Below are 21,866 nucleotides of genomic sequence, written 5' to 3'. Positions count from 1 at the left end.
CCCCTTGAAAATTGCCTGCGGCGGGAGAGCCCCCTCAGCCGCCTTCGTAAATCCGATGAAAACGATGGCCTAGCCCGGTCAGCACCTCGTAGCCGATGGTGCCGGCATGGCCGGCGACGTCGTCCACGGTCTGGTGGCTGCCGATCATCTCAACCAGATCGCCCGCCTTCAGCGCGCCTTCGGGCAGCGCCGAGATGTCGATGATGATGCTGTCCATCGAGACGCGGCCGACGAATGGCAGCCTGACACCCTTGAAGAAGGCACCTGCCGCCGTGCGGCGATGCCAGCCATCGGCATAGCCGAGCGAGATCGTTGCGGCGCGTAGCTGCCCAGTGGTGCGGAAGGTGTGGCCGTAGCCGACGCCGATATCCGTCTCCAGCATGCGCGTCTGGATGACTTTTGCCGAAAGCCGTATGACCTCGCGCATCGGGTTCGGCTTGCCCGGCGTCGGGTTGATGCCGTAGAGCGCCGCACCCGGCCGGGCGAGGTCGTAATGATAGTCCGGCCCCAGAAAGATACCCGACGAATTGGTCAGCGAAGCGGGTGCTGCCGGTAGCAGCGAACGCAGGAGGTCAAAAGCCTTCTTCTGCGCGGCATTGGCCGGATGCTCCGGCTCGTCGGCGCAGGCGAGATGGCTCATCACAAGCTTGACCTCGACGTCATCCAGCAGGCCGGGATTCCGCGCCAGTGTCTCGACTTCCTCCGGCATCATGCCGAGCCGCGACATGCCGCTGTCGACCTGAAGCACCACCGGCAGCTTCCTGCCAAGCGCCTTTGCCGCGGCAGCCCAGGCGGCAAGCTGCTCGAGGCTGTTGGCGATCGTGATCAGATCAGCCGCAGCGGCTTCGGCTTCCGCGCCGGGCGGTGTGCCGTTGAGGATGTAGATTTCGGGACCGTCGCCAAGCGCGGCGCGCAGGGCCAGTCCCTCGCCGGCATGCGCGACGAAGAAGGTGTCGCAACCCTCATCGGCCAAGGCCTTCGCCACTTCGGACGCACCCAGCCCATAAGCATCGGCCTTGACCACGCCGGCGCAGCGCGTGCCGCCGAGATGGCTCTTAAGCAGCCGGTAGTTTTCACGCAAAGCGGAAAGGTCGATCGTCAGCACCGCGCCCGCTTCCGCAAGGCTCGGCTGCGATGTTTCGCATATTCTTGCGTTGTCCCGGTCCATTCCGCTCGAAATCCTCAGATTTCAGCGCAAAATCACCGTATTTAGATGATTGCTTGCGCCATACTAAAAATATACGCAGAATCCTTTCAATAAATGAATAATTCTTCGAGGATCGTGCGTAAATCACCCATAATGCAAACAAGGTTGCACTGCAACATCAGCCTGCAGCGAAAGCGCAGCTTACGTTGGAACAGGCAACGGCGAAACGCCGTGCGCGAGGGGAATTTATTGGAGATGTCGGCGGAGGCCTAAGCCGTCAGCGCGCGCATGTCACGGCGCCAGATGGCGGAAGGCCGCGACGACTTCCTCATAAACCTTGCGCTTGAAGGGCACGATAAGATCCGGCAGGTCGGTCATCGGCTTCCACCCCCAGTCGTCGAACTCGGCCTCATGCCCGCCCGGCGGTGGGTTGATGGCGATTTCGCTTTCGTTGCCCTCGAAGCGGAAGGCGAACCATTTTTGCGTCTGGCCGCGATACTTGCCCTTGAAGGCGATGCCGAGCTTGTCGGCGGGCAGGTCGTAGTTGATCCAGCGCGGCGCTTCCGCCAGCAGCGAGACGCTGCGCATGCCGGTTTCCTCATAGAGCTCGCGCAGGGCTGCCGGCAGCGGGTCCTCGCCCTTGTCGATGCCGCCCTGCGGCATCTGCCAGAGCTTGTCGGTGCCCGCCATCTCGCTGTCCGGCTCGGCGATGCGATGGCCGGACCACACCAGCCCGTCGCCATTCAGCACCATGATGCCGACGCAGGGGCGATAGGGAAGCGATTCCGGATCGATCTTCTTGTTCTTTGCCATGATGTCCTTCAGCCCCGTTCCGGGTCGGTGGCGAGTGCCGAGATCGGCACGATTTCGATGCCGCGCCGTTTTGCTTCCTCGACCCAGGAGGAGACGGCATCGACTGTCATGTCGAAGGCCGATCCCGTGCCGATGGCAAAGCCCTTGGCGCGGGCCGTGCTTTCGAGCTGGTCGAGTTTCTTGAGGATTTCGCCCCGGTCGCGCACCGCATCGATCATGGCATCGGCGACGGCAACCGGCACGCGGTTCTTCAGCGCCAATTCCGGCGCGACGCTGCGCGCCGTCGAGCCATCGTCGAGATAAAGCAGGCCGCGCTTGCCGAGTTCGGCCATGACCGGCCCCATCGCTGCCGCATCGGCGGCAAAGCGCGCGCCCATATAGTTCATCACGCCGGTGTAATTGGTCGTGCGCGACAGCGTCCAGCGGAGGTTCTTCAAATTCTCGGCGGCGGGTGCTGCCACCGTCAGCGTGTTGCGGCCCGGATTGACGTTGGGATAATCGAACGGCTCCAGCGCCACCTGCATGACGATCTCATGGCCCTTGCGGCGGCCCTCCTGCATCCAGCGGCCGATACTGTTGCCCGCCGGCGCGAAGGCCAGCGTGACTTCCGGCGGCAGCTTGCCGATCGCCTCCTGCGTGCCGGTCTGCGACAGGCCGAGACCGCCGATGACGATCGCCACGCGCGCACCGCGCGCACCGGACCATGGCCGTGCATAGACATCGAATGGCCGCCTGCCGTCTGCGCCGCGGATCGGCAGGGGTCCGGTTTCGCTCTGCTCGATCAGAGCCTTGTCCGGCAGATGCGCAACGCGCAGGTTCTGGCCCAGCGCCGAAGGATCGCGGATGACGACGACGCCATTCGAAGTCCCTTCCGGCGGTTCGACATGGATGATGGATGGGCCGTCAGCGGGTTGGGCAGCCGTGTTGGCGGAGGGCGCCGGAGCAGGCCCGGCAGCCGTCTCCGTTTTTGCCGGCTCCGTCACCTGCGGCGTCGAAACGGCAACCAGCGACGGATTGCGGAACGGCCGTTCGCGAAAGGCGATCAAACTGGAGCCCGCAACGATCGCGATTGCCGCCAGCGCCAGAACAACCGGGCCGGCACGCAGCGAAAAGCCGCGCGGCGACCGGCGCGTAGCTGCGGCGGCCTGACCTAGCGGGCGATCGATTTCCTTATCGGACAAGCCGTATTCCCCAGAGAATCGGACCGGACAACGGGCATCCGTTGTCGCAGAATCCGGCGCTCAACTAAAGAGCGTGCGGCCTGAGAAAACTCGATTTTCGCTTCGTTCCAGGCGATATCGGCGTGAAGCCGCGCCATAAAAAAATCCGCCGGAAGATTTCCGGCGGATTTGTATTTCCAGAATGCTGGGGGCAGATCGCGTCTGCCCGGCAGCGCTTATTGGTTGTTCATGACTGCCTTTTCAGGGCTCGGCGGGAAAGCCGGGTCAGTCTTGTTGCCGCGGAGCAGATCCAGCGCATAGTTGAGCTGGATGTCGTCCTTGGCTTCCGGCGGCACATAGGCCGACGAACCGGAACCCTGGTCGCTCTCCTCAACACCCTTGATATGGCCCTTCAGGTCGGATTCGCCACGCGTCAGGTCGCGGCCCTTCAGGTCATCCGGCAGCGGCTGGTCGACCTTGATGTCGGGCGTGATGCCCTTGCCCTGGATCGACTTGCCCGACGGCGTGTAATAGAGCGCCGTCGTCAGCCGCAGCGCGCCGTTCTCGGCGAGCGGGATGATGGTCTGCACCGAACCCTTGCCGAAGGACTGCGTGCCGACCACGGTGGCGCGGCGATGATCCTGCAACGCACCGGCGACGATTTCCGAGGCACTGGCCGAGCCGCCATTGACGAGCACGATCAGCGGCTTGCCGTCGATCAGGTCGCCCGGACGGGCATCGAAACGGGTGATGTCCTTCGGATCGCGGCCACGGGTCGAGACGATCTCGCCCTTGTCCAGGAAGGTGTCGGACACGCTCACCGCCTGGTCGAGCAGGCCGCCCGGGTTCAGGCGCAGGTCGAGCACATAGCCCTTGAGCTTGTCGTTCGGCACCTGCTTCTTGATCGTGTCGATCGCGTTCTGCAGGTCGTCGAAGGTCTTTTCGGTGAAGGAGGTGATCTTCATGTAGCCGACGTCGTTCTCGACGCGGTACTTCACGGCCTTGACCTTGATGATGTCGCGGGTGACCGACAGCTCGATCGGCTTGTCGGCGCCTTCGCGCAGGATCGTCAGCTTGATCGGCGTGCCGACCGGCCCGCGCATCTTCTCGACGGCGTCATTGAGCGTCAGGCCGCGCACTTCCTCGCCGTCGATCTTGGCAATGAAATCGCCGGCAAGCACACCGGCCTTGGCGGCGGGCGTGTCATCGATGGGCGTGATAACCTTGACCAGGTCGTTTTCCATGGTGACTTCGATGCCGAGGCCGCCGAACTCGCCCTTGGTCTGGACGCGCATGTCCTTGGCCGCTTCCGCGTTCATGTAGGACGAATGCGGATCGAGCGAGGTCAGCATGCCGTTGACGGCGCTTTCGACCAGCGCCTTCTCGTCCGGCGGCGTCACATACTGCGCCCGCACCCGCTCGAAAATGTCGCCGAAGATCGCCAGTTGGCGATAGGTCTCGGACCCTGCCGCATTGGCTGTCGAGCCAGGCGCCCCATAGACGAGCGTCATTGCAGAAGCGCCCATGAGCGCACCTGCAAACAGAAGCGACAATTTACGTATCATTTCCTGTCCTTCCAGAAAGACGCTCCGCCCACCACGGGGTCGGATCGACGGGTTTTCCATCCTTGCGGAACTCGACATAGAGCTCCGGACCAATATTTCCATTTGGCGAAGCCACGGTGCTAGCCACCCTGGCCTCTCCCATCGCGCCGATCGGTTCGCCCGCGAGGACGGACTGACCCAGCGAGACGCTGATTCTGCTCATGCCCGCCAGAACGACATGATAACCGTCGCCCGCGTTCAGGATCAAGAGTTGTCCATAAGAACGGAAGGGCCCCGCATACAATACGCTTCCATCGGCCGGCGCGGTGACGATGGCGCCCGATTGTGTCGCAACCATGTCGCCATGCATCACGCCGCCGTTATCGTCCTTGGCGCCGAATCGCTTCTTGATCCGGCCGGTAACCGGCAGCGAAACCTGCCCGCGCAGGGCCGAAAAGGGCGCAGTTGCGGTCAGGCGGTTGGCCTCGGGCGGCGCAGTGCGCTCGGCCTCACTGGCAAGGCGTTGTTCTTCCGCCTTTTTTTCCGCTTCCGCCTGCTTGCGGCTGCTATCTGCCTGCTTTTCCAGCGAGGCGATGAGCCCTTGCAGGCTGCCTGCCTTCGCAGCAAGCTTTTCCGAATTGCTCTGCTCTTCCTTCAGCGCCGTCTCGGTCTCGCCCTGCAGGCGCTGCTTCTGCTCGAGCAGCAGGCTGAGGCGCTTCTTTTCCGTCAATTGATCTGCGACCGACGCCACCAGCCGCTGGCGCTCGGCATCGATCGAGGCGGTAACGCGCGACATTTCCTTCATGTCGGCAAGGAGAATTTCCGTCTCCGAGCGCAGTTCGGGCACCACGGCACCGAGCAGAATAGCGCTGCGCACCGAAGACAGCGCATCTTCCGGCTTCACCAGGATCGCCGGCGGCGGGTTCAGCCCCATGCGCTCCAGCGCGCCCAGAACCTCGGCGAGAACGCCGCGCCGCGCCACCAGAGACTGGCGGATGCCGTCTTCCTGATCCTTCAGCCCCTCGAGCCGGCCGGTGATCTCGTCGATATCCTCGCTGAGCTTCTTCTCGGTCTTGGCAGACTGGATCAGGGCAGCGGTGATCGTCGCATGATCCTTGCGGACCTTGGCGATATCGGCGGAAAGCTGCTCCAGCCTGGCGGCCGAAAGCGTCATGTCCTGCGAGACTTTCTCGTATTCGGCCTGGCGCGCCGCTTGATCGGCGACGATCGCGTCGGCGTCCTGGGCGTGGCCGGCGGTCACGGCGAGCACAAGCGTGGCCACGGCAAAGACGCCGCGGCGCAACCGCCCAAGCCCTGTTCTCGCAACCATCGTTCCAGTCATTCCCGACGCGCTGTGTGTTCCACCCGACCTTAGCGATCTCTTCGTTAACGAACCATCAACCATGTCGTGAAGGTTGGACGGATGCGCAAACCCACGGTGGATTTTGTCGAATTTTCGCGCGAAGGCCGGAATCACGAACGATGGTAGGGGTGGCCCGAGAGGATCGTCGCGACGCGATAAAGCTGCTCGGCCAGCATGATGCGCACGAGCTGATGTGGCCATGTCAACGCCCCGAAGGACAGCACGAGAGCGGCATTCTCCCGCAATTCGGCATCATGGCCATCCGGCCCGCCGATGGCGACGACAAGATTGCGCTGGCCACTGTCGCGCAAGGTGCCGATCCTGCCGGCGAAATCTTCCGAGGAAATGTTCTTGCCGCGCTCGTCGAGCAGGATGAGGGCTGCGCCGGAGGCCAGTTGCGCGCGAAGCTTTTCCGCTTCCTCGCGCTTGCGCTCGGCAACGGTCTGCGCGCGGCTTTCCGGCGTTTCGACGACGCCGGTGAACTCCAGCCCTATGGCCGGACCGCTCTTGGCGAAGCGGTCCAAATAACGGTCGGCCAGCTCCTTGTCGGGGCCGGCCTTCATCCGGCCCACGGCATGTACAGCAATCTTCATCCTGTCCTGACCCTAAAGTCCTGTCCCGATCCTTCGGGACGCTGGACCTTAGTGAACCGTTTCTCCGTCGAGATCCGGCGCCTGCCACATCTTTTCAAGATTGTAGAAGTCGCGGACTTCGGGGCGGAAGACGTGGACGATGATATCGCCTGAATCGATCAGGACCCAGTCGGCGCCCTCAAGCCCCTCGACGCGGGCGGTGCCGAGACCGGCATCCTTCAGCGCCTTCAGGAGTTGATCGGCCACCGCCGCGACATGACGGTGCGACCGGCCCGACGCGATCACCATGTGATCGGCGAGGCTCGATTTCCCGTAAAGATCGATGGGGACGATGTTTTCGGCCTTGGAGTCTTCCAGACTGGCAAGGACAGTTTCTAAGGCGCGGGACACGGAGTCGTTTCCGCTCATCCCGGCCGGCGAAGGCATGATGGTTGCCTTCTTCCGCAGTGCTGTTCTCAGTGTCTTTCCTTCCGAAACAAGAACAACGAAACGCCCTGCTTTTTATCGCAGGACACCCCATAGATAGGCAGAGTCGTGCAACACTTTCAAGACGCACAAATGCATGAGCCTCAATCGGCTGCCGACAGTGGCTGAACAGGCACGGGTTGCGATCACCCGTCCGAAGCTGCCATCATTAGAACTCTATCGAGCAGGAACCAGTGGGCGGGGTGGCTTATTCGTTTCGCAGACGTGAAAGGAGCCCCCTATGGAACTCGACACCCAGGAAGCAATGGCCGCCGTTCAGGCCGGGGTGAGCCAGGCGAGCGCGCTCGCCGTTACCTATTCCTTCTCGGTGCTTGGCGCGATCATCCTGCTGATCGTCGGCTATCTCGTCGCCGGAATGATCGAGCGCGCAATATTCGCCGGCCTTAGCCGCATTCGCGGATTCGACCCCACCCTTTGCCAGTTCTTCTCCAAGATCGCCCGTTACGCGATCCTCGTGCTGGTCATCGTCATGGTGCTGGGCCAGTTCGGCGTCCAGACAGCTTCCATTATTGCCGCCATCGGTGCGATCGGCCTGGCCGTCGGGCTCGCCCTTCAGGGCACGCTGCAGAACATCGCCGCCGGTATCATGCTGCTCGTGCTCAGGCCCTTCCGTATCGGCGAATATGTCGAGATCGGCTCTGTTACCGGCACGATCGAGGAGATCGGCCTGTTCGCCACCCGCCTGCGCGCCGCCGACGGCATTTTCGTGCTGGCGCCCAACTCCACACTGTGGAACCAGCCGGTCCGCAACCTCACCCGCAACGGTATCCGGCGCAACGACATCACCATCGGCATCGGCTACGACGCCGATATCGACCTGGCGCAATCGACATTCATGGACCTGGCGAAAGCCGACAGCCGCGTCAAAAAGGACACGGCACCGGCCGCTTTCGTCAACGAACTGGGCGACAGCACCGTCGCGATCACCCTGAGATACTGGACATCCGCCGCCGATTTCTTCTCGACCAAGCTGGACCTGACCAAGAAAGCCAAACTGGCTTTCGAGGCCAAGGGCATATCGAACAAGTAGAGCAATTCCAGGAAAAGTGTCCCGCGGTTTTCCGTCCGGAATTGCGTAACAACAAAACCAGCAGTCAGCCGCCGCCGTTCGCCTTGCGGATGGCCGTGGACGACAGCGACGAGCGCGGGCCGTGGATGAAAGTCCAGGCCGGCGCCTTCATCCGCGCCAGGCGCGGCGCATCCGCCTCGTCGACGCGGGCATAATCGAATGTCTTGGCCACAGCCGACGACAGGAACGACAAGGTCGCACCCGGCCGGTCGATCACCGCGATCGGAAAGGTCATGACGATCTGGCGCCAGCGCTGCCAGCGGTGAAAATCACGCAGATTGTCGGCACCCATGATCCAGACGAAATCGACGCCCGGATTGCGCGCCTTGATCAGCGCCAGCGTATCGGCGGTGTAGCGCACATGATGGGCCGCCTCAAAGGCGGTGACCTTGACGCGCGGGTCCTTCGCGATCTTCTCCGAAAGGCCGATGCGCTCAGCAAGCGGCGCCTGCACGCGCGAGCTTTTCAGCGGATTGCCCGGCGTCACCATCCACCACAGCTGGTCGAGCCGCAGCCGCCGCAACGCGATTTCGGCAACCAGCGCATGACCGCCATGAGGCGGATTGAACGAGCCGCCGAACAAGCCGACCTGCATGCCCTTCTCGACATGCGGCATCTTGAGATGCCGGCCGCCGACGCCCGGAAAAAGCGTCGCGATGTCGCTCAAGGCCGTATCTGGCCGGAACCGCGCACGCGGTACTTGAAGGAGGTCAGCTGCTCGACACCGACGGGGCCGCGCGCATGCATCTTGCCGGTGGCGATGCCGATCTCGGCGCCCATGCCGAACTCGCCTCCATCGGCAAACTGCGTCGAGGCATTGTGCAGCAGGATTGCCGAGTCGATCTCGTTGAAGAAGCGCTCGACCGCCGCCGCGTCCTCGGCCACGATCGCCTCGGTGTGGTGCGAGGAGAAGGTCTCGATATGCTCGATCGCGCCCGAGACACCGTCGACCAGCTTCACTGCGATGATCGCGTCGAGATATTCCGTCACCCAGTCGGCATCGGTTGCCGGCCTGGCATCGGAAAAGGCCTTCAGAACCTCCTCGTCGGCATGGATTTCGCAGCCTGCCGCCCGCAAGGCCTCAAGGATCGGCACCAGATGCGTGGAAGCCACCGCACGGTCGACCAGCAGCGTCTCGGCTGCCCCGCAAATGCCGGTGCGCCGCATCTTGGCGTTGACGGCGATTTCCACTGCCATGTCCAGCTTGGCCGACTTGTCGATGTAGAGATGGCAGATGCCTTCGAGATGGGCGAACACCGGCACGCGCGCCTCTGTCTGCACGCGCTCGACCAGGCTGCGCCCGCCGCGCGGAATGATGACTTCGAGATTGCCGGAAAGCCCTTTCAGCATCTCGCCGACCGCCGCGCGATCCGTCGTCGGCACGAGCTGGATCGCCTCTGCCGGCAGCTTCGCAGCCTTCAGCCCCTCGACGAGACAGGCATGGATCGCAGCCGACGAATTGAACGAATCGGAGCCGCCGCGCAGGATGACGGGGTTACCCGCCTTCAGGCACAGCGCACCGGCATCCGCCGTCACGTTCGGGCGGCTTTCATAGATGACGCCGACGACGCCGAGCGGCGTGCGCACGCGCTCGATGTGAAGGCCGTTGGGACGGTCCCACTCTGCAATGATCGCGCCGACCGGATCGCGCAGTTCGGCGATCGCCCTTATACCGTCGGCCATGTCGCGGATGCGCTTCGGATCAAGCTTCAACCGGTCCATGAAGGAGCCGCTGATCCCCGATTCCTCGCCGTTCTGGACGTCGATGGCATTGGCAGCCAGAATAGCCTGCTCGCCGCGAATGATGGCCTCAGCCATGGCGATCAGGGCGGCATTCTTGCGCTCGGTGCTTGCGATGGCCAACGGTCGCGCGGCAGCGCGCGCCTTGCGGCCGATATCGGCCATCAGGGAGATCGTGTCTTCACCGGATTTTTCATGCGTCGTCAGCATGGTTCATCCTTCCACCTGCACCGTTTCCATCACGCCCGAATGGCTCACCACCAGATCGTCGCGATGGATCATAGCCGACCGTCCTTCATAGCCAAGCACGGCGGCGATTTCGTTCGTCTTCAGCCCAGCGATCCTTACGGCATCGGCTGCGTCATAGGCAATTAGGCCACGCGCAATCTCCCGGCCCTCCGGGCTGACGATCGCAACCGTGTCGCCGCGCGAAAAGTTGCCGCTGACGTTCCTGACACCCGCCGGCAGTAGCGATTTGCCCGAAAGCAGCGCGCCGACCGCACCGGCATCGACCGTCAGACGGCCTGCCGGCTCGAGCTGCCCGGCAATCCAGGTCTTGTAGCCCTTCACCGGGTTGGCGCTGGGCTTGAAGAAGGTGGCGCGTTCGCCGCGCTCAATGGCGCTCAGCGGGTTCAGCCGGGTGCCGGAGGTGATGATCATCGCCGTGCCTGCCGCCGTCGCGATCTTGCCGGCGTCGAGCTTCGTGCGCATGCCGCCGCGCGACAGTTCCGAGGCAGCGGCGCCTGCCATCGCCTCGATGTCGGGCGTGATGCGCTCGACCAGAGGAATGAATTTCGCCGCCGGATCGAGTGCCGGCGGCGCGGTGTAGAGCCCATCGATGTCGGACAGCAGCACCAAAAGGTCCGCGCCCATCATCGTCGCCACGCGGGCGGCCAGCCGGTCGTTGTCGCCATAGCGGATTTCGGAAGTCGCCACCGTGTCGTTCTCGTTGATGACAGGCACCGCCTTCATCTTGAGCAGCGTCGAGATGGTCGCGCGCGCATTGAGATAACGCCGGCGCTCCTCGGTGTCGCCGAGCGTCACCAGCACCTGGCCGGATTTCAGGCCGTTGCGCCCAAGCTCGTCCGACCAAGCGCCGGCAAGCGCGATCTGTCCGACGGCGGCACATGCCTGGCTTTCCTCCAGCTTCAGCACCCGCTTGCCGAGGCCGAGCACAGTGCGCCCTAGCGCAATGGCGCCGGACGAGACGACCAGCACCTCCGCACCACCCGCCGCAAGGGCTGCGATATCGTCGGCGATCGAGGCCAGCCAGTCGCGCTTCAGCCCGGTCGAGCGATCGACCAGCAGGGCCGAGCCGATTTTCACCGTGATGCGCCGGTATTTCTTGAGGGAATGCACGCTCATGATCGGCCTACTTCGCCCACCGGTCGTCTGCCTCGACAGGCTCCGCCTCGGCCCGCGATGCCTGCACCTCAGCCATCAGCGCGCGCAGCGTCTCTTCGACGCCCTCCCGTGTCGCCGCCGAAAGCAGGATCGGCGCGCGGCCTGCAGCCCGCTTCAGCGAGGCGACCTTCTTCTTGCGCGCATCCGGATCGAGCGTATCGACCTGGCTCAGCGCCACGATCTCGACCTTGTCGGCCAGGCCGTGACCATAGGCCTCGAGCTCGGCACGGACGGTCTTGTAGGCCTTGCCGGGGTTCTCTTCCTGCGCCGAGACGAGATGCAGCAGCACGCGGGTGCGCTCGACATGACCTAGGAAGCGGTCGCCGATGCCGATGCCCTCATGCGCGCCCTCGATCAGGCCGGGAATGTCGGCGATGACGAATTCGCGCGCATCGATGCGCGCGACGCCAAGGCCCGGATGCAGCGTGGTGAAGGGATAGTCGGCGATCTTCGGCTTGGCCGCCGTCACCGCCGCAAGGAAGGTCGACTTGCCGGCATTGGGCAGGCCGACGAGGCCGGCGTCGGCAATCAGCTTGAGCCTGAGCCAGACCCACATTTCCTGTCCTTCAAGGCCGGGATTGGCGCGCCGCGGCGCCTGGTTGGTCGAGGTCTTGAAATGCTGGTTGCCGAAGCCGCCATTACCGCCGGCTGCCAGGCGGAAGCGTTGCCCGACCTGGGTCAGGTCGCAGATCAGCGTTTCGTTGTCTTCTTCATAGACCTGCGTGCCGACAGGCACCTTGAGCGTAATGTCCGCGCCCTTGGCGCCGGTCATGTTGCGGCCCATGCCATGCACGCCGGTCTGCGCCTTGAAATGCTGCTGGTAGCGATAGTCTATCAGCGTGTTCAACCCGTCGACGACTTCCAGCCAGACGTCGCCGCCACGGCCGCCGTCGCCACCGTCCGGCCCGCCGAACTCGATGAATTTCTCGCGGCGGAACGAGACGCTGCCGGCGCCCCCATTGCCGGAGCGGATATAGACTTTGGCCTGATCGAGGAATTTCATCGCAACAAGGGTTTCACTGTTATTGGTTTTTCTTCGACTGTGCTGTAGCGCAAAGAGCAGGTAAGCGCGAGGGTGGGATTGATGGTTCGCGTCGACGGCGGGGAGGAGAAGACATGAAGCTGGTCACCTACAATATCCAGTACGGCATCGGACGGGACGGCAAATTCGACCTCGAGCGCATTGCGGCCAGCCTCGAAGGCGCCGACATCATCGCTCTGCAGGAAGTTACGCGTAACCTTCCGCGCAACGGCGGTGTCGATCTGGTTGCCGGGCTGACCTCGCTGCTGCCTGACTACTTCTACATCTTCGGACCCGCCATGGATGTCGATTTCGGCACCCGGGACGCCAATGGCAAGCCGGCAAACCAGCGCCTGCAATTCGGCAACATGGTGTTGTCGCGCTGGCCGATCGTGGCTTCGCGCAACCTGCTGCTGCCGCGCACGCGCCGCTTCAACCGCCTCAACCTGCAGCGCTCGGCCCTGGAAGCGCTTATCACCGCGCCTTCCGGACCGATCCGTGTCTATTCCGTCCATCTCGACCACCTCAATCTCGAGGAGCGCGCCACCCAGATCCGTTACCTCAAGGAACGCGTCTACGCCTATGCCATGGAAGGCGGTGCGGCGAGCGGCGTTTCCGAATTCGGCTTCCCCGAACTGCCGTCCCCGGAGGAGTTCGTGCTTTTGGGCGACTTCAACATGGACCGCACCTCGCCGGAATACATCGTCATGGCCGGCGAGGCCGATTATGCCGAAGGCCGCCAGATCGTCGCACATCATCCCGTCGATGCCTTTTCGCTGGCCGGCGGCGTGCCTGACGGTGCCGTAAGCTGGATGGACGACGACAAGCCGGAAAAGAACCGCCTCATCGACTTCGCCTTCGTCCATGCCGCGCTCGCCACCCGCGTCAAACGCACTTGGATCGATGACGAGGCAAAAGGCTCCGACCATTTGCCGGTCTGGCTCGAACTCGACTGAGCGGCCGGGCTGAACCGGCCACTCAATCGTCAGTACTTCGGCCACGTCCTCAGGCTCACCCAGGTCTTGCGGTCGAGCCGGTAGCGCTCGACCGGCACCTGCCCGGCGACGATCGAGTTCAGCATGCCCTGCCCCGCATACTGGAAGCCGCACTTGTGGATGACCCGCCGCGACGACGGGTTGATGACCCGGCACGAGACGTGCAGTACGTTGATCTGCGTCGCCCGGAAGGCGAGATCGACCAGAGCGTGTGCTGCCTCGGTGGCAAAACCGCGCTTCCAGTAGGGCTCACCGATCCAGTAGCCGAGTTCGAGGCCACGATCCGTGCCGTTGAGACCGGCGCAACCGATGAAGGTGCCGCTATCGGCCAGCGTCAGCGCATAAACGCAGCCGGCTGCACGCTTTTGCCCCGACATGGCGAGGAACGACCGCGCCTCGGCCTCGCCGTAAGGATGCGGCATGCGCGACAGCATCTCGGCCACCCGGCGGTTGTTGGCGAGCATCGACAGTTCGGGAATGTCGTCGGCATGCGGCGGGCGCATCACCAGACGCTCGGTAACCAGCACCGGGCACTCTATCGCCAGACTCTCGTCTTCAAAATCTTCCGATTCGGCAACCATTTCAGCCTCCAGGCAAAAGAAAAAGGGGAGATGGCGACCCATCTCCCCTGTTCCTTTTTCTGGATTTGCCAGACACCGGTCCCGAGATGGGGCGCCGGTGTTGTCTCGCGGATCCGGCTATTCCGCTGCTTTGGTAAGTGGGTTGACCGATACGTAAGTACGGCCATTGGCTTTTTTACGGAATGCGACGGCGCCGGCTTCGAGCGCAAAAAGCGTATGATCAGTGCCCATGCCGACATTGACGCCGGGATGCCACTGGGTGCCGCGTTGACGAATGATAATGTTGCCCGGAATGACGGCTTCGCCACCGAACTTCTTCACGCCGAGGCGCTTGGATTCTGAATCGCGACCGTTGCGCGACGAACCGCCAGCTTTCTTATGTGCCATTGCTGTTCTCCTTCGTGCTCAGTCTTATTCGGTTTCCGCCGCGGCTGCAGCCTTTTTCGGCGCGGCCTTCTTGGCGGGCTTTTCGGCAACTTCCGCCGTGGCGGTTGCTTCCGGCTTTGCTGCGGCCTTCTTCGCCGGCTTGGCGCCACCGGTCAGGATCTCGGAGATCCGGATGGTGGTTTCATGCTGGCGGTGGCCGCGGGTGCGGCGCGAGTTCTGGCGGCGGCGCTTCTTGAATGCGATGACGGTGCGTGCGCGGCCCTGTACGACCACTTCCGCCGTCACGACAGCGCCTTCCACGAAGGGAGCGCCGATCGTTGCATTCTCGCCCTCGCCGACAGCGAGAACTTCACCAAATTCGACAACATCGCCGGCTTCGGCGACGAGCTTTCCGATTTTTAGTACGTCATTGGCGACAACGCGATACTGCTTGCCACCCGTTTTAATGACTGCGAACATTTTTTGCCTTTCGCTGTTCGGTCCGGCTTTTTGACCACATGGAAGCGGTCGGGCCGTCTTTTTGTCAGTCTGCGGGGTTCAAAGTACAACCGGCGCGGAAAAAGACCCCACGCCGGAATGGTGCGCGTTTAGCCAATGGCCTTCAACGTGTCAAGCCAAACCGGACAAACCCGCAACCGAAACTGCTAAAAAGCGCGCAGCAGGGCCTTGTGCAAGGCCCCATCAGCCGTTATCTAGAGCGCCGCGCCGGCAACGGCCCGACCAGTACACCGCGGAGAGGTGGCAGAGTGGTCGAATGCACCGCACTCGAAATGCGGCATGCTCGCAAGGGCATCGGGGGTTCGAATCCCTCCCTCTCCGCCAGTTCGCTTTATACACACTACTGCTGAATTATGTCCTGCACCCACGGGCGGGCCTCGCCTATTCCGCGGCGGCTCTGGCGTCTGCCTACCTATCCAAGGTGATGCCTATCGGATCGCCAACCGGCCAGCCTGTCGACGCGTTATTTTGCGAACGTCAACCGGCAGGCATTCTTCGTCCATGCTTTATACTCGCATGCCACATATTCGATCTGCTTTCCCCTTGTTCCACCGCATTTCTGGGTCACGGCTGTCGCAACCCTTCGACGGGCGCCCACTGTGTCGGTTCCGTAATTCTTCTGGAAACAACCGCCGCCCAGGGTTCGAAACGTGAACATGACCTTGTAGTCACAGTTGTTTCGGAAGAAGTACCTGTCTTCAATGGACAAACAGTCGGCTGCGTTGGCCGGACCAGCACCTTCGGGCTCCTGGTTTCTCTTTTTCTTTGGCTTACCGAATGGATTCGTCCCTGCTGCTGCGGCATTCGCTTTGGTCAGCGCGTCCGCACCATTTTTAGCCCGCAATTCTTCAGAACGATAAAATTCGAGCTCTCGTTCAACTTCGCGCTGTTTTCGTTCGGCCGCGGCATCGTTGTCATTTTCTGAATTTGAAAGCCCTTGAATAATTATGGAGGCACCGAGATTCAGCAATTGCTGATTGACCGCGCTTGAAGAACTACTCCTTGATCGGGATATACTACCGTTTGTTTCGATTCCTTTTGTCTGAGCACCCGCCTCAACCACAGACAGAAGCATCAGTGAGACCACCCCCGTCGCCAAGTTTATTCTAGCCGCCATTCTTGCCCCCTACTGAACTCGAACAGCCTGCTCGACCTGAATTTTGCTGTCGAACGTAAGCTGGTCCAAGTACTTCACGATCAAAGCCGGATAGCCGCCATCTTTCGCTGCTTTATGTGCGTTACCCGTGAGCGCAACGACCTTCGCCATCCCCTCGGCCCACGCTCTCCCCTTTTTCCCGTACAAGAATTTTTTATATGCAACGAAGTAAGGCTCTGCAATTTCTTCACGAAAATCCAAATACTCTCTCGCAGCCTTCTCGCCATAAGTTTGTCTTGCCTCTGAAATGAACTGATCAGGCGTGCTGGGTATTTCTTTGTTGGGCGTTATAAAGAGATCTATGGTGCCATTTTGTGTGCGGAAAACACTGCATGCGAATGCATAATCCAGAACTTTCTTACGCTCATCTTTGGTCTCGATATTTAGAATCTTTCGTGCTGCATATACAGAAGCCCAAAACGCTATTGTATTATACTCCTTGTATTTTTTTATTTCATAAACAAGCTCAGAACACCTTGCTTTTCCTCCAAAAACTTCTGTGGCGGGCTCGTACAAGCCGGCATACTTCAAAATCTTTTTATAATCTGAAATAATAGCGCTATTGTATATTATTTCCGCTACTTCACTATGGCATCTATTTACTTCCTTGCGACAGTTTGAGCGAATCTTTGATTCTGCCCTCTTAATATTTATCTTCGCCTGAGCTTCGCTGATTGGCCTATTTTTTACTATTTCAGCGCTACACACGCCCCCAGACAATAGGAATAAAATTGCCCCCAAATAGACAGATCTTGTCATCTTTTAACCCCCAACCAATCCACTACGACGCACGCTAAACCATCGGCCCAATCACCGCGCCACCCATTTGAGGTATGTGTTTCACTTGTTCCGTTGACTGCGGATTACATACCAGGGCTGCTTTCGCGGCCCTTACCGGTCACACGTCCTGTCCACGCAGAACCGCACCCGACAGCAGCACGCCCAGTTCAGCCTGGCGGCTCACGCCTGTCTTGCTGAAGATGGCCTTCAGGTACCAGCGCACTGTCTCCCGTGAAAGGTTGAGTGCGGCGGCCGCTTCCTCGGTGGTCTTGCCTTCGGAAATGCTGCGCGCAACCCGCGCTTCCGCCGGCGTCAGGTCGAACAGACCGCCCAGCAGCTCGGCAGAAGGTGCTGCCGGACGGTCGAGCCGCGTCACCACCATGAGCGCATGGGCGCGAAAGAAAACGTCGGCTGCTTCGCCCGGCAGCGGAAGAACATGAGCGACCGCAGCCGCGTGTCCCGGCAGTGCGGGAACCGGGATAGAGCGGGTCGACGATGCAGAAGCGAGTTGTTCGATCGACTCGGCAAACAAGGCATTGGCGCCGGCATCCGCAAGGGCGATGCGATCATGCGCCCGGAACACGAATTGTGCCGACATGCCCTCGAGAAGCGCATTGGCCGCAAGCACGCGTCCGGTTATCCCGAGAATCGCCGCGGCAAGGCCGGCACTTTCAAGCGCGTCGACAACGACACGCGCGCGTTCGAGATTGAGGCGCGTGGCCAGGACGGCGGCGCGCCCGAGATGAGGACGCAGCACATCCAGAACGGCGATCTCCTGCTGCGAAACCGGCCCGTCGGCATAGCGGCGCTCGAGATCGAAGGCGGCCATGTCCCCATTCGGCATCGGAAAGACGGTGCCGGCGCAGTATCCAAAGCCTCGCGGCAGGAAGAATTTCGAGTAGACGAAGCTGCTTTCCATCTCCTCGCGGCCATAAAGTTCGTCATTGCCGAAGAAGCCATGGCGTTTTACCGCGATGCCGCGTTGCAGGCGAATATTGTTGGCCTGTATTTCCGGGTCGCCGGTGAAATCCGTCATCAGTTCGTGGACATTGTTCGAACTGGTCCAGCGTCCGATCTTGTCAGGTGTCGCCGTAAACAGGATGCCGCCGAAACATCCGGCCAGCGTCGATACGTCCTGCAGCACACCGGGCCACAGTTCCGGAACGACAGCGGCCTCATAGATACGGTCGATAAGCCCCTCGTGGTTCATGCCCGTTCCAATCGCGCCCAGAAGGCTGAAACTAGCGGTTGCTCAAAACCCTGTCCATTCCACGTTGCGGCATGACCGGCCGTTGCGCCCCAAACTGCCCGGCGCGTCGTGAATTGCATTCCACTGTTGCGCGCCGGCTTCACTCCTGCCTCACCCGAACCGCTTTCCGGCCCTATCCTGCGAACAGCCATTGCCGAACCCGACGCCATCCGGCACATTCGGGCCGGACGACAAGAGGATGAATAATGGATTCGGTCGAGAAATTCGCGCTGTCTATAATGCTTCTGTTCGGCGCGCTGATCGTCGGCGGCCTGATGGCTGTCGGCATAGCCTGGGCCGACAAGGCGGCATTCCTCTATGCGCTGTCCGCAGCAATCGTCATCTGGGCCTCGGCCTTCGCCGTGCTGTTCGGCAAGCCGCCGATCTATGGCGCGCTGCTGTTCGTCGCCGCGATCCTCATTGCCGCCTCGATAACAACAATCGTGACTTGATCAGGAAAGCGGAAAGCCGCTTCCTCAATCCGCTTCGCTCAGCCTGTAGCCGACCCCGGTTTCGGTGCGGATGTAGCGCGGCTGTTCCGGATCCGGCTCGATCTTCTGGCGCAACTGGCGCACATAGACCCTGAGATACTGCACGTCCTGCACTTCGCCCCACACCTGCTTCATCAGGAAATTGTGGGTCAGAACCTTGCCGGCATGCTGCACCAGCGCGCGCAATATGTCGTATTCCTTGGGCGACAGTTTTATCTCCTCCTCGCCGAGCCTGACGATGCGCCGCACCAGATCGACCGACAGATCGCCGGTGTGGAACACAGGCTTTTCGCCCTGCTGCTGCAGCCTGTGGCGCAGCGCCACGCGGATGCGCGCGATCAGTTCGTTCACGCCGAAAGGCTTGGTCACATAATCGTCCGCGCCGAGATCGAGCGCCTCGACGATGCCGGGCTCGTCGGTGCGGCTGGACAGGATGACCACCGGCACCGTCCTGCCCTCGGTGCGCCAGCGCCGCAGCAACTCCTGGCCGGAAATATCGGGCAGGCCGAGATCGAGCACCACCAGATCGGGGGAGGCATTGGCCATCTCCTCCAATGCGGTGCGTCCGTTCGGCGCGTCGATGATGTCATAGCCCTGCGTCGACAGGCCCGCCCGCAGCAGCTTGCGGATCGGCTGCTCGTCATCGACGACGAGGATCTTTATCGCGGACGCGGTCATGACAACTCCGTGCCTTCCATTTGCCCCGCAGGCAGCTTCATGCGGATGGTGAAGACGGCACCGGGGCGATCCGTCCGGTTTCCGGCGACGATGGTGCCGCCCATGGCTTCGACGAAACCGCGGCAGATGGCAAGGCCGAGGCCGGTGCCGGCCGGCACGCTGTCGCCCTTGCGGGCGCGGGTGAACTTGCCGAAAATATCCTCAAGCTCGTCCGCCGGAATGCCCGGCCCTTCATCGAGAATCTGGATCGTCAGCGACTTTTCGCCCTGGAAAGACTGGATGCGGATGCGCGACGCGGCGGGCGAGTATTTTGCCGCATTGTCGAAGAGATTGAACAAAACCTGTTCGAACAGCACCGGATCGACGCGCAGCATCGGCAGATTGGGCGGCAGGTCGACCTCGATCTGGTGGGAGCCAAGGATTTTCTTTGCCCGCGACAGCGCGCTGCCAACGATCTCGTTCAGGTCATGCATGCCGAAATTCGGGCTGATCGCGCCCGATTCCAGCTTCGTCATGTCGAGCAGATTGGCGATGAAGCGATTGAGCCGTTCGGATTCGTCCAAGACCGAGCCGAGAAGCTCATCCTTGGTGGGCGCATCGAGCGCGCCGGAAAATTCCTTCAGCGTACCCGCCGCCCCCATGATCGCGGCGAGCGGAGTTTTCAGGTCGTGCGAGATCGATGTCAGCAGCGCCGAGCGCAGCCGGTCGGCCTCAACCGCCAGCTTGGCATTGTCGAGGTCTTCGACCAGATGGACGCGCTCGATGGCGAGCGCCGCCTGGTCGGTCAGCGCATCCATAAGCCGCCGCCGCTCGGGCGTCAGCATCGGTCCTTGCCGGTCGTCGTCGATGCCGACCACGGCGATCGCGCCGCGCGCCGTGCGCACGGGCAGGAACAGGCGCTTGGCGCCCGGCAGCGTATCGGCGCTGCGTCCAGCCGGCCTGTCGTTCTCCCAGGTCCATTTCGCCGCCGCCAGATCGGCTTCGTCCAGCGTATCCTCGGGCGGATAGCCAGCCTTGACGGTGATGCGCCCCTCTTCCGGCAACAGCAGCACGACCCGCACCTTTAGCATCGAGGCGATCTGGAAGGCCGTCGCCCACAGAACATCATCCAGCGTCGCGGTACCGGCCAGCTTCTTGGAGAACATGTAGAGGTCTTCGTTCATCCGTGCCCGCTGGCGCGCGGCGATGGCCTGCCCGCGCACCCGTGCCGAAAGATTGCTGGCGATCACCGATACGACGAGGAAAAAGACGAAGGTGACGATGCTTTCCGAATCGCCGATGTCGAATGTGTAGAGCGGCGGCAGGAAGAAGAAATTGAAGGTTATGGCGCCGATGACACTGGCGAAGATCGCGGGTCTCAGGCCAAACCACAACGCGCTGGTCAGCACGCCCATCAGGAAGACGACGCCGATATTGGCGACATCGAGCAATTGCCGCAGCGCGAACGCACATATCAGCGCGATGCCAATGATGCCCAGGCTCACCAGATAGGGACGGAAGGAAAAACCCGTCGTGCCGGCATCCTGCACTGAGCCTCGCGGCGGCTTGGGTGCGACCTCCCGACCCGAGATCACATGCACGCTGATATCGCCGGCAATGCGGATCAGGTCGTGCGTCACCGAGCCTTCGATCCATTCGCGCCAGCGCGCCTTGTCGGAGCTGCCGACGATGATGTGCGTGACGTTGCGCTCGCGCGCATAGCGCATGATCTCCTCGGCGACCGTGCGTCCCGGCAAGGTCGCAGCCTCCGCGCCCAGGCTCTCGGCAAGCCGCAGCGCGCTGGCGATCCGGTCGCGCTCGGCCTCGGTTAGGCGCGCCGCATGCGTCGTCTCGACCGTCACCACCGACCACGGCGCGCGTAACCGCTCTGCCAGCCGCCTGCCATAGCGCACCATCGCGGCAGCACGCGGTGCCTCGTCGATACACACCAGCACCCGCTCACCCGCTGCCCATGGCCCGGAGATGGCGTTCTCGCGCATATGGCTGACAAGCTGCTCGTCGACGCGCTGGGCCGTGCGCCGCAGGGCCAGTTCGCGCAGCGCCGTCAGGTTGCCCGGCGAGAAATAGTTTTCGACAGCAGCCTTGGCCGTGCGGGGCATGTAGACCTTGCCCTGCTTCAGCCGCTCGATCAGGTCGCCTGGCGTGAGGTCGATGACCTCGATGTCGTCGGCACGGTCGATGAAGGAATCCGGCACCGTCTCGCGCACCCGCACGCGGGTGATCTGCGCGACGATGTCGTTCAGGCTTTCGACGTGCTGGATGTTGACGGTGGTGTAGACATCGATGCCGGCGGCGAGCAGTTCCTCGATATCCAGATAGCGCTTGGGATGGCGGCTGCCGGGCGCGTTGGTGTGGGCAAGCTCATCGACCAGAACCAGTTGCGGCCGGCGCGCGAGGATCGCGTCGATATCCATCTCGTCGAGCGCGCGCTCCTTGTAGGGCACGGGCACGCGCGGAATGATCTCGAAGCCCTTGAGAAGCGCCTCGGTCTCCTTGCGGCCATGGGTTTCGACGACGCCGATGACGACATCGACGCCCTCGGCCTGACGGGCGCGGCCCGAAAGCAGCATCTCGAACGTCTTGCCGACACCGGGAGCCGCGCCCAGGAAAATACGCAACTTGCCGCGAAGCTCTCGCTCCGCGGCTTCCAGAAGGGCATCCGGCGAGGGACGCCTGTCGCTGTCGTCAGGCATGCGCACTGCTCATTTCGG

At 62.2% G+C, this 21,866-nt stretch carries 22 protein-coding genes and 1 tRNA gene; 4 read left to right on the top strand and 19 right to left on the bottom strand.

Annotation, left to right across the window (positions count from 1 at the left end; all coding sequences use genetic code 11):
* Positions 1 to 34 precede the first annotated feature (34 nt).
* From alr to rsfS, 7 genes are all read right to left on the bottom strand, one after another.
* On the bottom strand, positions 35 to 1,168 hold the full coding sequence (gene alr, locus DZG07_RS04245; RefSeq protein ID WP_119814551.1) for an alanine racemase: 1,134 nt from the start codon (positions 1,166 to 1,168) through the stop codon (positions 35 to 37).
* 270 nt (positions 1,169 to 1,438) lie between these two features.
* A complete protein-coding gene (locus tag DZG07_RS04240) occupies positions 1,439 to 1,960 on the bottom strand; it encodes an RNA pyrophosphohydrolase (protein WP_119814548.1) in 522 nt (173 codons plus the stop codon).
* A gap of 8 nt (positions 1,961 to 1,968) precedes the next feature.
* Positions 1,969 to 3,141, bottom strand: coding sequence for a divergent polysaccharide deacetylase family protein (locus DZG07_RS04235; RefSeq protein WP_091909087.1), 1,173 nt, complete (start codon positions 3,139 to 3,141; stop codon positions 1,969 to 1,971).
* Positions 3,142 to 3,356: 215 nt separating this feature from the next.
* Positions 3,357 to 4,685, bottom strand: coding sequence for a S41 family peptidase (locus tag DZG07_RS04230; RefSeq protein WP_091909083.1), 1,329 nt, complete (start codon positions 4,683 to 4,685; stop codon positions 3,357 to 3,359).
* Entirely contained in the window at positions 4,675 to 5,994 is a 1,320-nt protein-coding gene (locus DZG07_RS04225) for a murein hydrolase activator EnvC (RefSeq protein ID WP_244537704.1), read from the bottom strand. Before DZG07_RS04225 ends, DZG07_RS04230 begins: the two co-directional genes overlap by 11 nt.
* Positions 5,995 to 6,137: 143 nt before the next feature.
* On the bottom strand, positions 6,138 to 6,620 hold the full coding sequence (rlmH, locus tag DZG07_RS04220; RefSeq protein WP_119814545.1) for a 23S rRNA (pseudouridine(1915)-N(3))-methyltransferase RlmH: 483 nt from the start codon (positions 6,618 to 6,620) through the stop codon (positions 6,138 to 6,140).
* 48 nt (positions 6,621 to 6,668) lie between these two features.
* The gene (gene rsfS, locus DZG07_RS04215) at positions 6,669 to 7,046 is read right to left on the bottom strand and encodes a ribosome silencing factor (RefSeq protein ID WP_091909074.1); all 378 of its coding nucleotides are present in this window, start codon (positions 7,044 to 7,046) and stop codon (positions 6,669 to 6,671) included.
* A 280-nt stretch (positions 7,047 to 7,326) separates the two neighbouring features.
* On the opposite strand from rsfS, the gene DZG07_RS04210 reads away from it, so the two are divergent.
* Positions 7,327 to 8,136, top strand: coding sequence for a mechanosensitive ion channel domain-containing protein (locus tag DZG07_RS04210; protein ID WP_091909071.1), 810 nt, complete (start codon positions 7,327 to 7,329; stop codon positions 8,134 to 8,136).
* Positions 8,137 to 8,200: 64 nt separating this feature from the next.
* Here DZG07_RS04210 and DZG07_RS04205 read toward each other — a convergent pair whose 3' ends face one another.
* Genes DZG07_RS04205 through obgE form a run of 4 tightly spaced genes read right to left on the bottom strand, consistent with a single transcriptional unit; the run spans position 8,201 to position 12,322 of the window.
* Positions 8,201 to 8,791 carry a nicotinate-nucleotide adenylyltransferase gene (locus DZG07_RS04205; protein ID WP_091910203.1) on the bottom strand — a complete coding sequence of 197 codons (591 nt, stop codon included), beginning with the start codon at positions 8,789 to 8,791 and terminating at the stop codon, positions 8,201 to 8,203.
* 47 nt (positions 8,792 to 8,838) lie between these two features.
* Positions 8,839 to 10,125 carry a glutamate-5-semialdehyde dehydrogenase gene (locus DZG07_RS04200; RefSeq protein WP_119814542.1) on the bottom strand — a complete coding sequence of 429 codons (1,287 nt, stop codon included), beginning with the start codon at positions 10,123 to 10,125 and terminating at the stop codon, positions 8,839 to 8,841.
* Between the two features lie 3 nt (positions 10,126 to 10,128).
* Positions 10,129 to 11,274, bottom strand: coding sequence for a glutamate 5-kinase (gene proB, locus DZG07_RS04195; RefSeq protein ID WP_119821387.1), 1,146 nt, complete (start codon positions 11,272 to 11,274; stop codon positions 10,129 to 10,131).
* Positions 11,275 to 11,287: 13 nt separating this feature from the next.
* A complete protein-coding gene (obgE, locus tag DZG07_RS04190) occupies positions 11,288 to 12,322 on the bottom strand; it encodes a GTPase ObgE (protein ID WP_119814539.1) in 1,035 nt (344 codons plus the stop codon).
* A gap of 113 nt (positions 12,323 to 12,435) precedes the next feature.
* Here obgE and DZG07_RS04185 point away from each other — a divergent pair, with 113 nt between their 5' ends.
* On the top strand, positions 12,436 to 13,296 hold the full coding sequence (locus tag DZG07_RS04185; RefSeq protein WP_119814537.1) for an endonuclease/exonuclease/phosphatase family protein: 861 nt from the start codon (positions 12,436 to 12,438) through the stop codon (positions 13,294 to 13,296).
* Between the two features lie 29 nt (positions 13,297 to 13,325).
* On the opposite strand, the gene DZG07_RS04180 is transcribed toward DZG07_RS04185, so the two are convergent.
* The 3 genes from DZG07_RS04180 to rplU all read right to left on the bottom strand — a co-directional run bounded on the left by DZG07_RS04180 (position 13,326) and on the right by rplU (position 14,762).
* Positions 13,326 to 13,916 (bottom strand): GNAT family N-acetyltransferase, encoded by a 591-nt coding sequence (locus DZG07_RS04180; protein ID WP_091909055.1) that lies wholly within the window; start codon positions 13,914 to 13,916, stop codon positions 13,326 to 13,328.
* Between the two features lie 117 nt (positions 13,917 to 14,033).
* The gene (gene rpmA, locus DZG07_RS04175; protein WP_091909052.1) at positions 14,034 to 14,303 is read right to left on the bottom strand and encodes a 50S ribosomal protein L27; all 270 of its coding nucleotides are present in this window, start codon (positions 14,301 to 14,303) and stop codon (positions 14,034 to 14,036) included.
* A 24-nt stretch (positions 14,304 to 14,327) separates the two neighbouring features.
* Positions 14,328 to 14,762 (bottom strand): 50S ribosomal protein L21, encoded by a 435-nt coding sequence (rplU, locus tag DZG07_RS04170; protein WP_119814531.1) that lies wholly within the window; start codon positions 14,760 to 14,762, stop codon positions 14,328 to 14,330.
* 273 nt (positions 14,763 to 15,035) lie between these two features.
* Between rplU and DZG07_RS04165 the strand changes: the two genes are divergently transcribed.
* Positions 15,036 to 15,125 (top strand) — tRNA-Ser (locus DZG07_RS04165).
* Between the two features lie 139 nt (positions 15,126 to 15,264).
* On the opposite strand, the gene DZG07_RS23710 is transcribed toward DZG07_RS04165, so the two are convergent.
* The 3 genes from DZG07_RS23710 to DZG07_RS04150 all read right to left on the bottom strand — a co-directional run bounded on the left by DZG07_RS23710 (position 15,265) and on the right by DZG07_RS04150 (position 17,947).
* Positions 15,265 to 15,876, bottom strand: coding sequence for a hypothetical protein (locus DZG07_RS23710; RefSeq protein ID WP_162931543.1), 612 nt, complete (start codon positions 15,874 to 15,876; stop codon positions 15,265 to 15,267).
* A gap of 51 nt (positions 15,877 to 15,927) precedes the next feature.
* On the bottom strand, positions 15,928 to 16,716 hold the full coding sequence (locus DZG07_RS04155) for a hypothetical protein (protein WP_133304721.1): 789 nt from the start codon (positions 16,714 to 16,716) through the stop codon (positions 15,928 to 15,930).
* A 139-nt stretch (positions 16,717 to 16,855) separates the two neighbouring features.
* Positions 16,856 to 17,947, bottom strand: coding sequence for a helix-turn-helix transcriptional regulator (locus tag DZG07_RS04150; protein WP_119814522.1), 1,092 nt, complete (start codon positions 17,945 to 17,947; stop codon positions 16,856 to 16,858).
* 245 nt (positions 17,948 to 18,192) lie between these two features.
* Between DZG07_RS04150 and DZG07_RS04145 the strand changes: the two genes are divergently transcribed.
* Positions 18,193 to 18,438 (top strand): hypothetical protein, encoded by a 246-nt coding sequence (locus DZG07_RS04145; RefSeq protein WP_091909037.1) that lies wholly within the window; start codon positions 18,193 to 18,195, stop codon positions 18,436 to 18,438.
* A gap of 24 nt (positions 18,439 to 18,462) precedes the next feature.
* Here the strand turns inward: DZG07_RS04145 and DZG07_RS04140 are convergent, their stop codons facing one another.
* Both DZG07_RS04140 and DZG07_RS04135 read right to left on the bottom strand, forming a co-directional pair.
* Positions 18,463 to 19,155 (bottom strand): response regulator transcription factor, encoded by a 693-nt coding sequence (locus DZG07_RS04140; RefSeq protein WP_091909034.1) that lies wholly within the window; start codon positions 19,153 to 19,155, stop codon positions 18,463 to 18,465.
* Entirely contained in the window at positions 19,152 to 21,848 is a 2,697-nt protein-coding gene (locus DZG07_RS04135) for a sensor histidine kinase KdpD (protein WP_119814519.1), read from the bottom strand. The genes DZG07_RS04140 and DZG07_RS04135 overlap by 4 nt, the downstream gene beginning before the upstream one ends.
* Positions 21,849 to 21,866 lie beyond the last annotated feature (18 nt).

The sequence above is a fragment of the Mesorhizobium sp. DCY119 genome (assembly GCF_003590645.1).
In the GTDB taxonomy this organism is placed as follows: Bacteria; Pseudomonadota; Alphaproteobacteria; order Rhizobiales; family Rhizobiaceae; genus Mesorhizobium_M.
The sequence above is the reverse complement of the archived record's forward strand: the minus strand, read 5'-3'. Positions and strand labels throughout refer to the sequence as shown.